13 protein-coding genes are annotated in these 14,501 nt (G+C 69.2%); all 13 read right to left on the bottom strand.

Translation table 11 applies throughout. The features are described 5' to 3' along the window. Position 1: 1 nt before the first annotated feature. Positions 2 to 1,909, bottom strand: a complete 1,908-nt coding sequence (gene nuoL / locus ACWEOE_RS09775) for an NADH-quinone oxidoreductase subunit L (protein ID WP_452006401.1) — start codon at positions 1,907 to 1,909, stop codon at positions 2 to 4. 12 nt (positions 1,910 to 1,921) lie between these two features. Next, a complete protein-coding gene (gene nuoK / locus ACWEOE_RS09770; RefSeq protein WP_326567987.1) occupies positions 1,922 to 2,221 on the bottom strand; it encodes an NADH-quinone oxidoreductase subunit NuoK in 300 nt (99 codons plus the stop codon). Further along, positions 2,218 to 3,081 carry an NADH-quinone oxidoreductase subunit J gene (locus ACWEOE_RS09765; RefSeq protein ID WP_452006398.1) on the bottom strand — a complete coding sequence of 288 codons (864 nt, stop codon included), beginning with the start codon at positions 3,079 to 3,081 and terminating at the stop codon, positions 2,218 to 2,220. Before ACWEOE_RS09765 ends, nuoK begins: the two co-directional genes overlap by 4 nt. Further along, entirely contained in the window at positions 3,078 to 3,620 is a 543-nt protein-coding gene (gene nuoI / locus ACWEOE_RS09760) for an NADH-quinone oxidoreductase subunit NuoI (protein ID WP_452006395.1), read from the bottom strand. Before nuoI ends, ACWEOE_RS09765 begins: the two co-directional genes overlap by 4 nt. Further along, positions 3,607 to 4,917, bottom strand: a complete 1,311-nt coding sequence (nuoH, locus tag ACWEOE_RS09755; protein WP_452006516.1) for an NADH-quinone oxidoreductase subunit NuoH — start codon at positions 4,915 to 4,917, stop codon at positions 3,607 to 3,609. Before nuoH ends, nuoI begins: the two co-directional genes overlap by 14 nt. 29 nt (positions 4,918 to 4,946) lie before the next feature. Further along, positions 4,947 to 7,412: an NADH-quinone oxidoreductase subunit G gene (locus ACWEOE_RS09750; protein WP_452006392.1), complete on the bottom strand. Its 2,466-nt coding sequence runs from the start codon at positions 7,410 to 7,412 to the stop codon at positions 4,947 to 4,949. Next, complete coding sequence (gene nuoF, locus ACWEOE_RS09745) at positions 7,409 to 8,698, bottom strand: NADH-quinone oxidoreductase subunit NuoF (protein WP_452006389.1); 1,290 nt, start codon at positions 8,696 to 8,698, stop codon at positions 7,409 to 7,411. The genes ACWEOE_RS09750 and nuoF overlap by 4 nt, the downstream gene beginning before the upstream one ends. Further along, a complete protein-coding gene (gene nuoE / locus ACWEOE_RS09740) occupies positions 8,699 to 9,562 on the bottom strand; it encodes an NADH-quinone oxidoreductase subunit NuoE (RefSeq protein ID WP_452006386.1) in 864 nt (287 codons plus the stop codon). Beyond that, a complete protein-coding gene (locus ACWEOE_RS09735; protein ID WP_452006383.1) occupies positions 9,559 to 10,938 on the bottom strand; it encodes an NADH-quinone oxidoreductase subunit D in 1,380 nt (459 codons plus the stop codon). Before ACWEOE_RS09735 ends, nuoE begins: the two co-directional genes overlap by 4 nt. Before the next feature lie 67 nt (positions 10,939 to 11,005). Next, positions 11,006 to 11,800 (bottom strand): NADH-quinone oxidoreductase subunit C, encoded by a 795-nt coding sequence (locus ACWEOE_RS09730; RefSeq protein WP_452006380.1) that lies wholly within the window; start codon positions 11,798 to 11,800, stop codon positions 11,006 to 11,008. Beyond that, positions 11,797 to 12,345, bottom strand: coding sequence for a NuoB/complex I 20 kDa subunit family protein (locus ACWEOE_RS09725; RefSeq protein WP_204091789.1), 549 nt, complete (start codon positions 12,343 to 12,345; stop codon positions 11,797 to 11,799). The genes ACWEOE_RS09730 and ACWEOE_RS09725 overlap by 4 nt, the downstream gene beginning before the upstream one ends. Before the next feature lie 4 nt (positions 12,346 to 12,349). Next, positions 12,350 to 12,766 (bottom strand): NADH-quinone oxidoreductase subunit A, encoded by a 417-nt coding sequence (locus ACWEOE_RS09720; protein ID WP_452006514.1) that lies wholly within the window; start codon positions 12,764 to 12,766, stop codon positions 12,350 to 12,352. A gap of 438 nt (positions 12,767 to 13,204) precedes the next feature. Next, complete coding sequence (locus ACWEOE_RS09715; RefSeq protein ID WP_452006376.1) at positions 13,205 to 14,497, bottom strand: geranylgeranyl reductase family protein; 1,293 nt, start codon at positions 14,495 to 14,497, stop codon at positions 13,205 to 13,207. Positions 14,498 to 14,501 lie beyond the last annotated feature (4 nt).

Raw genomic sequence — 14,501 nt, 5'->3', positions numbered from 1 at the left:
GTCAGGAGAACCTCACCAGCAGAAGGGCCGCCAGAAGCAGGAACGTGCCGCCGAGCATGGACAGCGCGTACGACCGGACGAACCCGGTCTGCAGGCGCCTCAGCCGGCCGGACCCGCCGCCCAGGGCCGCGGCGAGGCCGTTGACGGCCCCGTCGACGCCGCGGTTGTCGACGTACACCAGCGCCCGGGCGAGCCAGGTGCCCGGGCGGGCGACCAGTGTCTCGTTGAGGGCGTTGCCGTACAGGTCCTTGCGGGCCGCCCGGACGACCCAGGAGACGTTCTCCGGGCGCTCGACCGGGATGTCGCGCGAGGGGCGGAAGACCAGCACCGCGATGAGGACACCGAGCGCGGCGAGCACGAGGGTGGCCGCCGGAACCGTCCACGACGGGATCGGCGTGTGCTCGGCTTCCTCGAACTGCCCGACCACCGGCGAGAGCCAGTTCTCGAACCGGTTGTTGATCGCGAAGAACGCACCGGAGCCGACCGAGCCGATCGCCAGGATGACCATCGGGACCCACATGATCGGCTTGGACTCGTGCGGGTGGAAGTCGCGCCCGTCGGAGCTCTTGATCTCCTTCCAGCGCGACTTGCCGAAGAAGGTCATCATCATCAGGCGCGTCATGTAGAACGCGGTGAGCCCGGCGCCGATCACGGTCGCGAGCCCGAACGCCCAGCCCCGCCAGCCTTCCTGGCCGAACGCGGCTTCGATGATCGCGTCCTTGGTGTAGTAGCCCGCGAGGAACGGGAAACCGATCAGCGCGAGGTAACCGAGGCCGAAGGTGACGAACGTGATCGGCATCTTCTTGGCCAGGCCGCCGAACTTGCGCATGTCGACCTCGTCGTTCATGCCGTGCATGACCGAACCGGCCCCGAGGAACAGCCCGGCCTTGAAGAAGCCGTGGGCCACGAGGTGCATGATGCCCAGCGCGTAGATGCCTGGGCCGAGACCCACTGCCAGCATCATGTAGCCGATCTGGCTGACGGTGGAGTAGGCGAGCACCTTCTTGATGTCGTCGTAGGCACAGCCGACGATGCACCCGATCAGCAGCGTGACCGCACCGACGAGCGTCACGACCAGGCGGCCGTCCGGCGTCGCGGAGAAGATCACGTTGGAGCGGGCGACGAGGTAGACGCCCGCGGTGACCATCGTTGCCGCGTGGATGAGGGCCGAGACCGGGGTCGGGCCCTCCATCGCGTCGGGGAGCCAGGCCTGCAGCGGGAACTGGCCCGACTTGCCGCAGGCACCGAGCAGCAGCAGGATCGCGATCGCGGTGATCGCGGCCGGCGGGATCTGCCCGTTGGTGAGGCCCTCGAAGACCTGGGTGTAACCGGTGGAGCCGGTGTATTTGAACATCAGGAAGATCGCCAGCGCGAGCCCGACGTCACCGACGCGGTTCATCAGGAACGCCTTCTTCGCGGCAGTGGCCGCGGACGGGCGGTTCTGGTACCAGCCGATGAGCAGGTAGGACGCGAGACCCACGCCTTCCCAGCCGAGGTACAGCGTCACGAAGCTGTTGCCCAGCACCAGGATCAGCATCGACGCGACGAAGAGGTTCAGGTACGCGAAGAAGCGGTACCGGCCTTCGTCGTCGGCCATGTAGCCGATCGAGTAGAAGTGGATCAGCATGCCGACGCCGGTGATCAGCAGCACGAACGTCAGCGACAGGGCGTCGATGCGCAGGCCGAAGTCCACCTGCAGCTGACCCGCGGGGATCCACGAGTACAGGTTGACGTTCTCGGTCGCGCTGCCGGTCGTGGAGAAGAACAGGATCACGGCGTACACGAAAGCCAGGGCAACGGTGGCGGTGCCGAGCAGATGCCCCCACGCCCTCGCCTTTTTCCCGGCCAGCAGGAGGATCAGGGCGCCGAGGGCGGGAAGGGCCACCAGCAGCCACGATGATGCGGTCACTCGGTCTCTCCCCTAGTACTTCAGCAGGTTGGTGTCGTCGACCGAGGCCGAGCGCCGGGTGCGGAAGATGGCCATGATGATCGCCAGGCCCACCACGACCTCGGCGGCCGCGACCACCATCACGAAGAACGCCATCACCTGGCCGTCGAGCCCGCCGTTGATGCGGGCGAACGTGACCAGGCTGAGGTTCACCGCGTTGAGCATCAGCTCGATGCACATGAACACGACGATCGCGTTGCGGCGCACCAGGACGCCGACGGCGCCGATGGAGAACAGCAAGGCCGACAGCAGCAGGTAGTAGCTCGGGGTCACTTTCCTTCCCCTTCCTCGTGGGCGCCGTCCCCGCCGACCAGCGCGTGGGCGTCGGGCTTGGGGCCCTCGTCGGCGATGAGCTTGCGCTCACGCATGAGCTGCAGCGCCGAGGTGGACTCGATGATCGCCGAGAGCGACTCGGGGGCGATCGAACCGTCGGGCAGCAGGGCCGGCACGGCGACCGAGTTGGCCGTGGCGAACACACCCGGGCCGGGCAGCGGTGACGGGCGGTCGTGCTCGCCGCGGAAGCGCAGCTTCACGAGCTCGCGCTGCGGCAGCTTGCCGCCCTTCTTGTGGCGGTCGGTGAACGCCAGCACCATCGCGCCGAGCGCGGCGGTGATGAGCAGCGCCGACGTGAGCTCGAACGGGAAGAGGTAATCCGTGAAGATGATCCGCCCGAGGCCACCCGCGCCACCGCCGTTGGCGGCGTACGGGTCGAGCGACGGCGCCGGGGTCACGTTCACCATCGAGCGGAACACGCCGGCGGCGATCAGGGCGGCGAGCCCGATACCGAGGACCGTGGCGGCGAACCGCTGTCCCCGCAGGACTTCCACCACCGAGTCGGAGCTCTCGCGACCGACCAGCATCAGCACGAACAGGAACAGCATCATGATCGCGCCCGTGTAGACCACGATCTGCGTGAACCCGAGGAACGGCGCCGACTGCGTCATGTACAGCGCGCCGAGGCTGAGCATCGTGAGCACCAGCCACAGGGCCGAATGCACGGCGTTGCGCGAGAAGATCATCCCGAGCGCGCCCAGCAGCGAGAGCGGGCCGAGGATCCAGAACGCGATCGCCTCGCCCACCGACACCGAGGTCGAGGCGGGCGGTGGCGCCTGCGTCAGAAGGGCCGTGATCATTGCTGGGCCTCCTGCTGCTGCGCCTTCGCCAGCTCGGGCCCGTTCACGTAGTAGTCCTGCTCGTTGTCGCCCAGCCGCATCGGGTGCGGCGGCTGCTCCATGCCGGGCAGCAGCGGGGCGAGCAGGTCTTCCTTCGTGTAGATGAGCCGCTGCCGGTCGTCGTCGGCGAGCTCGTAGAAGTTGATCATCGTGAGGGACCGCGTGGGGCAGGCCTCGATGCACAACCCGCAGCCGATGCAGCGCAGGTAGTTGATCTGGTAGTCCGCGCCGTACCGCTCGCCCGGGGAGTACCGCGCCTCCTCGGTGTTGTTGCCACCTTCGACGAAAATCGCGTCGGCCGGGCAGGCCCAGGCGCACAGCTCGCAGCCGACGCACTTCTCGAGCCCGTCCGGGTGGCGGTTGAGCTGGTGGCGACCGTGGTACCGCGGCGCGGCCGGGGCACCGGCCTCCGGGTACTCCTCGGTGGCGACCTTCTTGAACATCATCGCGAAGGTGACGCCGAACCCCTTGATGGGATTGAGGAAGTCAGTTGCCCCCATCTTCTGCCCCTTCCTGTGCTGCGGTGCCGACAGCCGCCGGCTTGCGCCGCGCCGCCCTGGCTTCCGCCTTGGCCAGCGCCTTCTGGCGCGGAGTGGTCTCGGGGACCTTCAGGTCCAGCGGAGGCACCGGGAACCCGCCGCCGGTGAGGTCGACGTAGTCGCCTTCCGGCAGCTTCTTGTTCGGCACCGCCAGGCTGATGAGCACGAGCACCACCAGCACGATGCCGACACCGACGAGGATCTGCGGCCAGCTCCACTGGATGGTCTTGATCGCGACGACCACGAGGATCCAGACCAGGTTCACCGGCACCAGGACCTTCCAGCCCAGGCGCATGAACTGGTCGTAGCGCAGCCGCGGCAGCGTGCCGCGCAGCCAGATGAAGCCGAACAGCAGCGCGAACAGCTTCACGAAGAACCAGAGCATCGGCCACCAGCCCTGGTTCAGGGCCGAGTCGTCACCGACGAACGGGAACCGCCAGCCGCCCAGGAACAGCGTGGTGCAGAACGCCGAGACGATGACCATGTTCACGTACTCGGCGAGGAAGAACATCGCGAACTTCATCGAGCTGTACTCGGTGTGGAAGCCGCCGACCAGCTCCGACTCCGCCTCGGGGAGGTCGAACGGCGCGCGGTTCGTCTCGCCGACCATCGAGATCAGGTAGATCACGAAGCTCGGGATCAGCATGTAGAAGTACCAGCCGTGCGACTGCGCTTCGACGATCTCCGACGTCTGCAGCGAACCCGAGTAGAGGATCACCGCGACGATCGAGAGGCCCATCGCGATCTCGTAGGAGATCACCTGCGCCGCCGAGCGCAGACCGCCGAGCAGCGGGTACGGCGAGCCCGACGACCAGCCGGCGAGCACGATGCCGTACACACCGATCGACGAGCAGGCCAGGATCACCAGCACGCCGACCGGCAGGTCGACCAGCTGCAGCGTGGTCGTCTGGCCGAAGATCGACACGACCGGGCCGAACGGGATGGCCGACAGCGCGATCAACGCCGGGACCGCGGCCAGCACCGGAGCGAGGAAGTACACCTTGCGGTCGGCCGTGTCCGGGATGATCTGCTCCTTGAACGGGAGCTTGATCGCGTCGGCCAGCGACTGCAGGTACCCGCCGGGGCCGACGCGGTTGGGGCCGGGCCGGTTCTGCATCCGGCCGACCGCCTTGCGCTCCCACACGATCAGGAAGATCGTGAGGATCGGGCCGATCAGCAGGATGATGACGGCCTTGAACAGCACCAGCCACCAGGGGTCGTCCGCGAGCAGGCGGGCCCGCTCGGCGGCGTCCGGCATCTGCGCCAGGTACGGCAAGAGCTGCGGGCTCACTGGTCACCTCCTGAGATCTGCACCAGCGCGCCGTGGCCGGTGGCCAGTGCGGCGCGGACGGCGGAGCCGTCGGAGTTGCCCGGGAGCCACACGACCCCGTCGGGCAGGTCGGCGACCTCGACCGGCAGCGTGATCGAACCGCGCTCGGTGGACACGCGGACCGTAGTGCCGAGGCCTTCGGCGGTCTTCGCCGAGAGCCGGGCCACGGGCGTGCGCTGCGTGCCCTTGAGGTGCGGTTCGTCATCCTGCAGCGAGCCGTTGTCGATCAGCTGCCGCCAGGTGGCGAGCACGGCCTGGCCGGTGCCCGGCACCGGGGCGGCCTGCGCCCCGGTGACGATGTGGCCCCAGCTCGTGGTGCCCTGGCCGAGCTTGGCGAGGTCGCCCGCCGCGGCGGCCGGCGTCTGCGTGAACAGGTCCACGTCCATCTCGACGGCGAGGGTGTCGAGCACCCGGCCGTCGGGCAGGGCACCGGTGCCTTCGAGCGTGATGTCGAACGGGCGGTGGCGGCCTTCCCAGTTGAGGTAGCTGCCCGTCTTCTCGACCGACGGCGCGATCGGCAGGACCACGTCGGCGCGCTCGGTGACCTCGCTCGCCCGCAGTTCCAGGCTGACCACGAAGCCGGCGTTGTCCAGTGCGCGCCGCGCCAGGTCCGGGTCGGGCAGGTCGTTCGGGTCGAGCCCGCCGACGACCAGGCCGTCGAGGTCGCCGCCGGAAGCGGCTTCCAGGATGCCCGTGGTGTCGCGGCCCGGCTCCGACGGAAGCCCGATGCCCCAGTGCTTTTCGACCTCGGCGCGCGCGGTGTCGTCGGACACCGAGCGCCCGCCCGGCAGCAGCGTCGGCAGGCAGCCGGCGGCCAGCGCACCGCGTTCGCCCGCCCGGCGCGGGATCCACGCCAGGCGCGCGCCCGTGCGCTCGACCAGCGCCTGCAGTGAGGAGAACAGGCCCGGCACCTCGGCGGCGCGCTCGCCGACGAGGATCACCGCGGCGCCGCCGCTCAGCGCCGCGTCGAGGTCCGGCGCGTGCTGGGCAATGCCGTCGACCGCGGCGGCTTCGCCGCCCGGCACGCAGGCGAGCAGCTCACCGAAGGTCTTGCGCACCGACGAGGTGCTCCACTGTCCCAGGTGGACGACCCGGGTGCGGTTCTTGCGGGCCGCCTTGCGCAGCCGCAGGAACACGATCGGCGCCTCGTCCTCGGGCTCGAAGGCCACGCACAGCACCGTGCGGGCGGCCTCGATCTCGCCGAAGGTCACCCCGGTCTCGGGCGTCGTGCCCACGACCGACGAGGTGAGGAACGCGAGTTCCTCGGCCGAGTGCGGGCGGGCGCGGAAGTCGATGTCGTTGGTGCGCAAGGCGAGCCGGGCGAACTTCGAGTACGCGTAGGCGTCCTCGACGGTCAGCCGGCCACCCGGGAGCACCCCGACACCCTTGCCGTCACGGGCCTTCTCGAGACCGGCGGCGGCAGCGCGCAGCGCGTCGGTCCAGGAGGCTTCCTCCAGCACACCGGCCTCGTTGCGGACCAGCGGACGGCGGATGCGGTCGTCGGCCTGGACGTAGCGGAACCCGAAGCGGCCCTTGTCGCAGAGCCACTCCTCGTTGACCTCGGGGTCGTCGCCCGCCAGCTTGCGCTGCACCTTGCCGCGGCGGAAGTCCGTGCGCTCGGCGCAGCCCGAGGAGCAGTGCTCGCACACGCTCGGGGCGGACACCAGGTCGAATGGGCGCGACCGGAACCGGTACGCGGCGCTCGTGAGCGCACCCACCGGGCAGATCTGGATGACGTTGCCGGAGAAGTAGCTCTGGAACGGCTGGCCGCTCGTGGTGCGCGAGGCCAGGTCCAGCACGTCGGCCGTCTCGGCGGTGCCGATCTGCTGGTGGGCACCGCGTTCGAGCAGCTCGATGAACGGATCGCCCGCCACCTGCGCGGAGAACCGCGTGCAGCGCTGGCAGAGCACGCAGCGCTCGCGGTCCAGCAGCACCTGCGTGGAGATCGGCAGCGGCTTCGGGAACGTGCGCTTGGTGTCCACGAACCGCGACTCGGTGCGGCCGTGGGCCAGCGCCTGGTTCTGCAGCGGGCACTCACCGCCCTTGTCGCAGACCGGGCAGTCGAGCGGGTGGTTGATGAGCAGCAGCTCCATCACGCCCTGCTGCGCCTTGTCGGCGACAGCCGAGGTGAGCTGCGTCTTGACGACCATGCCGTCGGCGACCGTCATCGTGCAGGAGGCCTGCGGCTTCGGCATCGGCCGGCCGCCCATCTCCACCTCGACGAGGCACTGGCGGCACGCGCCGGCCGGGTCGAGCAGCGGGTGGTCGCAGAAGCGCGGGATGACCGTGCCGAGGCGCTCGGCGGTGCGGATCAGCAGCTCGCCCTTGGGCGCGATGACCTCTTCGCCGTCGATGGTCAGCTTCACGTGACCTTCGGGGACCGGCGTCTCTTCGGTCGCCGGCTTGTCGGGTGCGATCGTCATGCCTGAGCTCCCACCAGTTCGGGCTGGGCGGCCTTGTTCTTCTCGCACAGGTCCAGGAACTCCTGGCGGAAGTACTTGATCCCGCTCTGGATCGGCGACACCGCGCCGTCACCCAGGGCGCAGAACGAGCGGCCGAGGATGTTGTCGCAGACGTCGAGCAGCGTGTCGATGTCCTCGGCGGTGCCGTGGCCGGAGACCATGCGCTCCAGGATCTGCGCGAGCCAGTACGTGCCTTCGCGACACGGCGTGCACTTGCCGCAGGACTCGTGCTCGTAGAACTCGGTCCACTTCATCACGGCCCACGGCACGGACACGGTCTCGTTGAAGACCTGCACCGCGGTGGTGCCGAGCATCGAGCCGGCCTCGGCGGCGCCCTCGAAGTCGAGCGGCACGTCGAGGTGCTCGGCGGTGAACATCGGCGTGGACGAGCCACCCGGCGTCCAGAACTTCAGCGGGATGCCGTCCTTCATGCCACCGGCGAGCTCCAGCAGCTCGCGCAGCGTGGTGCCGAGCGGGCACTCGTACTGGCCGGGCTTCTCGACGTGGCCGGAGATCGAGTAGATCTTCGGGCCGGGCGACTTCTCACGGCCCATCTCGCGGAACCAGTCGGAACCCGCGTTGATGATGAACGGCGCGCTCGCGATGGTCTCCACGTTGTTCACCGTGGTCGGCGCGGCGTAGAGGCCGGCGGCCGCGGGGAACGGCGGCTTGAGGCGCGGCTGGCCGCGGCGGCCCTCGAGCGAGTCGAGCAGCGCCGTCTCCTCGCCGCAGATGTACGCGCCGGCGCCGGCGTGCACCGTCAGCTCCAGGTCGTAACCGGTGCCGAAGATGTTCTTGCCGAGGTAGCCCTTGGCGTACGCCTCGCGCGCGGCCGCGTTGAGCCGGCGAATGCAGTGCAGGGCCTCACCGCGCACGTAGATGAAGCAGTGGTTCGACCGCATCGCGTACGAGGCGATGATGCAGCCCTCGATGAGCGAGTGCGGGTCGGCCATCATCAGCGGGATGTCCTTGCACGTGCCCGGCTCGCCCTCGTCGGCGTTGATCACCAGGTAATGCGGCTTGTCGAAGTTCGGCGGCATGAACGACCACTTCACGCCGGCCGGGAACCCCGCGCCGCCGCGGCCGCGCAGGCCTGAGTCCTTGACGACCTGCACCAGCTGCTCGGGCGTGCCGGCCAGCGCCTTGCGCGCCGCGGTGTAGCCCTCGAGCTGCTCGTAGGTCTCGATGCGCCAGGAGTTCGGCGACAGCCAGCGCTTGGTGAGGACTGGAGTGATGGGATCAGGCATCTACTTCTTCTCCAACTCAGGCAGCGGAACGTCCTGCGTCGCCGGCGCGGCCCAGCCGCGGTCGGCCGCGATCTGCGCGCCCCGCAGGGTTTCGACGGCCTGCGACGGCCCGTCGACGTCCCCGCGGAAAGTCTGTTCGTCCTCCGGCCAGAACCCGGCCAGCTGCAGTTCGGCGCCCTTGAAGTTCGTCAGCGGCGCGCCGCGCGTGGGGGCCGGCTTCTTGCCCGCCTGCAACGCGTCGACCAGCGCCACCGCCTTCTCCGGCGTCTGGTTGTCGAAGTACTCGTAGTTGACCTGGATGACCGGGGCGAGGTCGCAGGCCGCGAGGCACTCGGCGTGCTCCAGCGTGATCGAGCCGGGTTCGTTCGGCGTGCCCGCCGTCTCCTCCTGGCCCAGCGGCGCGTCCTCGGAACCGAGGTGCGTCTGCAGCTTCTTGTAGATCGCCTCGCCGCCCATGGCCGCGCACAGCGTGTTGGTGCACACGCTCACCAGGTGCTCACCGCACGGGCGGCGCTTGTACATGGTGTAGAACGTCGCGACCGCGCTGACCTCGGCGTCGGAGAGGTCGAGGTGCTTGGCGCAGAAGGAAATGCCCTCCTGGCTCACGTACCCCTGCACCGACTGCACGAGGTGCAGCATCGGCAGCAGCGCCGAGCGCGCCACCGGGTAGCGGGCGATGATCTCCTCCGCCCGCGTGTGCGTGGCCACGTCGAACGGGTCCACGGGCGGAGCGTCCGCCAGGATGCCCTCGGCCACGCTCGGGTCGGGCGCGATGCCGACCACGTCGGTGTCGCCGGCCGCCGCCATGTGCGTCTTCTTCGCGTCGTGCGGCCCCGGCTCCGGAACTGCCGTCGAGTACGTCATCGGTCCACTCCCCCCATCACCGGGTCGATCGACGCGACCGCGGCGATCACGTCGGCCACCAGCCCGCCCTCGGCCATCGCGGGCATCGACTGCAGGTTCACGAAACTCGGTTCGCGCACGTGCACGCGCAGCGGCCGGGTGCCGCCATCGGACACCAGGTGCGCCCCGAGTTCACCGCGCGGCGACTCGACCGGCGCGTACACCTGGCCGGCCGGCACGTGGAAGCCCTCGGTCACGAGCTTGAAGTGGTGGATCAGCGACTCCATCGACTGGCCCATGATCTTCTTGACGTGCTCGAGCGAGTTGCCCATGCCGTCGCTGCCGATCGAGAGCTGCGCGGGCCACGCGATCTTCTTGTCCTCGACCATGACCGGGCCCGGTTCGAGCATCTTCAGGACCTGCTTGATGATCCGCAGGCTCTGGTGCATCTCCTCGACGCGGATCAGGTAGCGCGCCCAGCAGTCGGCGTCGGTCGACGTCGGCACGTCGAACTCGATCTCGTCGTAGCGCGAGTAGGGCTCGGTCTTGCGCAGGTCCCAGGGCAGGCCGGCCGAGCGCAGGATCGGGCCGGTGACGCCGAGCGCGAGGCACGCGTCGAGCGGCAGGACACCCACGCCCTTGAGCCGGTTGCGCCAGATCGGCTGACCGGTGAAGAGCTTGTCGTACAAGGGAAGGCGGCTGTCCATCACCTTGCAGAACGCGGAGACCTTCTCCTGGAAGTCGGCCGGCATGTCCTGCGCGAGGCCGCCGGGGCGGATGAACGCGTGGTTCATGCGCAGGCCGGTCAGGTGCTCCAGCAGGTGCAGCACCTCTTCGCGCTCGCGGAAGCCGAGCGTCATCGCCGTGGTGGCGCCGAGCTCCATACCGCCGGTGGCGATGTAGACGAGGTGCGAGCCGATGCGGTTGATCTCCAGCAGCATCACGCGAAGCAGCTCCGCGCGCGGCGGGGCCTTGATGCCGAGCAGCTTCTCCACGCCGAGGCAGTAGGCCATCTCGGTGGACAGCGGCGCGAGGTAGTCCATGCGCGTCACGAACGTGACGCCCTGGGTCCAGGTGCGGAACTCGCAGTTCTTCTCGATGCCGGTGTGCAGGTAGCCGATGACCGACCGCAGCTGCGTGACGGTCTCGCCCTCCATCTCCAGCACGAGCCGGAGCACGCCGTGCGTCGACGGATGCTGCGGGCCCATGTTGATGACCATGCGCTCGTCGTGCTGCGCGTCGGAGACGACGTCGTCCCAGTCGCCACCGGAGACCGTGTAGACGCGGCCCTCGGTGGTCTCGCGGGAATCGGCGTACTCGACGTTGTCGGTGCTGTCGGCGCCTTGGGCGGACGTGTCGGTGCCCGTGGTGACGTCGGAAAGGTTCTCGGTGCTCACGAGTACGACCTCCGCTGGTGTTGACAGGGTCGGGATTTCCGCGCCCGACGACACAGACCGTGGGTGGTCACGAGTACGACCTCCGCTGGTCCGGCGGCGGAATCTCCGCGCCCTTGTATTCGACCGGGATCCCGCCGAGCGGGTAGTCCTTGCGCTGGGGGTGGCCGTCCCAGTCGTCTGGCATGAGGATGCGGGTGAGCGCGGGGTGGCCGTCGTAGACGATGCCGAACATGTCCCAGGTCTCGCGCTCCTGCCAGTCGGCCGTCGGGTAGAGCCCGACGAGCGAGGGCACGTGTGCGTCGTCCACGTCGACGGTGACCTCGAGGCGGATGCGGCGCCGGTAGGTCATCGACGTGAAGTGGTAGACCGAGTGCAGGCGTTGCGGCACGTCCACGCCGTAGTCCACACCGGACACCGAGCTGAGCAGTTCGAAGCGCAGGCCGGCGTCGTCGCGCAGCACGCGGGCGATCTCGACGAGGTGCTCGCGGTCGACGTAGAACGTGATCTCGCCGCGGTGGACCGTGGTCTGCAGGATCGCCGCGGCCGGGACCTTGTTGTCGGCCAGGGCCGCGTAGAACTCGTCGGCGAAGTCGTCGAACCAGCCGCCGTACGGGCGCTCGGCGGGGGGCGGGCTGTACGCGGGCAGGCGCACGCCGCCGTAGCCGGAGGTGTCACCACTGCCGGTGACACCGAACATGCCCTTGCGGGCACGGCCGGCGACAACGGGTTCGACCGGCGCGGCAGGCGTGGTGCCCTGCGGCTCGAGGCCGGCGTCGGGCCGTTCGGCACTGGACTGCTCGGCGCCGGGCTCGGGAGTGCCGGGCGTCACGGGGGTTTCGGGGTTGTCGGGCACCGGGCTCACTTCTTCGCGTACTTGATCGACGACGGGATCAGCTCGGTGCGCGCACCGCTGGCCGCGCGGATGGCGGCGCGGCGGGCGTTGATCGGCTCGTCCTGGATCTTGGCGTGCAGCTTGAGGATCGCGTCGAGCAGCATCTCCGGGCGCGGCGGGCATCCGGGGAGGTACATGTCGACCGGCACCACGTGGTCGACGCCCTGCACCACGGCGTAGTTGTTGAACATGCCGCCCGACGAGGCGCAGACGCCCATCGCGAGCACCCAGCGCGGCTCGGCCATCTGGTCGTAGATCTGGCGCAGGACCGGGGCCATCTTCTGCGTCACGCGGCCGGCCACGATCATCAGATCGGCCTGGCGCGGCGTGGCGGAGAAGCGCTCCATGCCGAAGCGCGCGATGTCGTAGCGGGAACCGCCGACGGTCATCATCTCGATCGCGCAGCACGCGAGCCCGAAGGTGGCGGGCCACAGCGAATTCTTGCGCGCCCAGTTGACCAGGCCCTCGAGGCTGGCCAGCAGGATGCCGTTGGGGAGTTTCTCTTCGAGGCCCATGGCTCTAGTTCCAATCCAGGCCGCCGCGCCGCCACACGTAGGCGTACGCGAACCCGACCGTAACGATGAACAGCACGATCTCCACCAGGCCGAACACCCCGAGCGCGTTCGCGTTCACGGCGAACGGGTAGAGGAACACCATCTCGATGTCGAACAGGATGAAGAGCATGGCCGTGATGTAGTACGCCACCGGCATCCGGCCGCCGCCGACGAGCGGCTGCGGCGAGGGCTCGATGCCGCACTCGTAGGCGGACAGCTTGGCCCTGTTGTAGCGGCTGGGGCCCATCAGCGGGCCGAGCAGCACGGACAACGTCGCGAAACCGAGCGCCAGCACGAACAACAGGACGAGCGGCAGGTACACCTTCAGGCCGGGCGCGGCCGCAGCTCCACTGGGGTCGGCCTGCGCCAGCACGGGCAACATCAGCACGGGGTCTTCGCCATCCTTTCCGCGCCGCTGCGGGTTGCATTTCGGGTGGTGGTCCGCTTCCTCGTCGGCACCCTAAGGGAGCTGGGTCACACCGCCGAGGGTCAGGGCACCCTTACGGCCCGTGGTTGGACCGCAGGTCGCTTGTGAAATAGTTCACAAGCCACTCGTCGTGGATGTGAAGCGATTCACAAGCATGGGGGGAGTGTAGGACGCGACTCACACGGCCGTCTCTAGGGGCCGTGGTATAAGGCTTACCTAACTTGACCGCCCGGCCAGGACGGGGCAGCGCCGGTTGCACTCGTGGGACCAGCGACAAAGGGGTTGATCACGGTCGTCGCGGCGGACATTCCGGACGTGATCTTGTGACGTATCCCACCTGACCGGCCGGGCAACCATTGCTCCAGCCGGGTATTTCCGGTGTGTCGGCGACCCTCAGCGCGGGGTGGGCGTGACCCGGGCGAGAGCCGCGATGAGGCGGTCGACGCCGTCGCCGCCCTTGGCGTCGTAGCAGCCCGAAAGTCCCTTGTACACCAACGGAAGGATCTTGTTGATCCGCAGCCCGTACTTGGTGCACGCGTGCATGACCTTGGGGTTGCCGATGAGCTTCGCGAACACGTTGCCGAGGCGGTAGTAGCCGCCCATCAGCTCGCCGACGGCGCGCGGGTAACCCTCGAGCGCGCGCTCGCGCGAAGGGCCTTCGCGCCTCGCCAGCGCCTGCACCACAACCTCCGACGCGAGCTGCGCCGACTCCATGGCCGCGGAGATGCCTTCGCCGTTGAACGGGCTCACCATGCCGCCGGCGTCGCCGAGCAGCAGCAGGCCGTCGCGGTAGTGTGGGGTGCGGTTGAAGCCCATGGGGAGACCGGCGCCACCGACCTTGCCGATGGCGTTCTCCTCGCGGTAGCCCCACTCCTCCGGCGTGCCGTCGAGCCACTGGCGCAGCAGCGCGCGGTAGTCGGTGTTGCGGAAGGCCGCCGACGTGGAGAGCATGCCGAGCCCGACGTTCACGGTGCCGTCGCCGAGCGGGAACGCCCAGCCGTAACCCGGCAGGAGCTTGGGGTAACGCGGGTCGGAGCGGTCCCACAGCTCGAGGTGGCCCTCGATGAACGGGTCGTCGTGGCGCGGGCTCTTGTAGTAGCGGCGCACGGCGACACCCATGGGGCGCCGTTCGTTCTTTTCGATGCCCACGCTCAACGCGAGCCGCGCGGACACCCCGTCGCACGCCAGCACGAGCGGCGCGCGGTAGGTGACCGGCGTCCTCTCGGGGCCGACCTTCGCTTCCACGCCGATCACGCGGCCGCTCGGGCCGGTGATGGCACCGGTCACGGTGGTGCGCTCATACAGGCGGGCGCCGGCCTTCACGGCCAGCTTGGCGAGCAGGTCGTCGAAGTCCTGGCGCGTGCGCGCGACGCCGTAGGGCGGGTAGCTGGTGAGGTCGGGCCAGTCGAGCTCCAGCGTGAGGTCGCCGGTGAGGATGCGCAGGCCGCGGTTGCGGACCCAGCCGTTCTCCTCGCTCGTGTCGATGCCCAGGTCGATCAGCTGCTTGACGCCACGCGGGGTGAGGCCGTCGCCGCACACCTTCTCGCGCGGGAACTCGGTCTTCTCCAGCAGCAGCACGTCGACACCCGCGCGCGCGAGGTACGTGGCCGCGGTCGCACCGGCCGGTCCTGCGCCGACCACGATCACTTCGGCGTCGTGGTCCGGGTTGCGGCGGGAGATCGTCATACCC

The sequence above is a fragment of the Amycolatopsis sp. NPDC004368 genome (genome assembly GCF_053602515.1).
The sequence above is the reverse complement of the archived record's forward strand: the minus strand, read 5'-3'. Positions and strand labels throughout refer to the sequence as shown.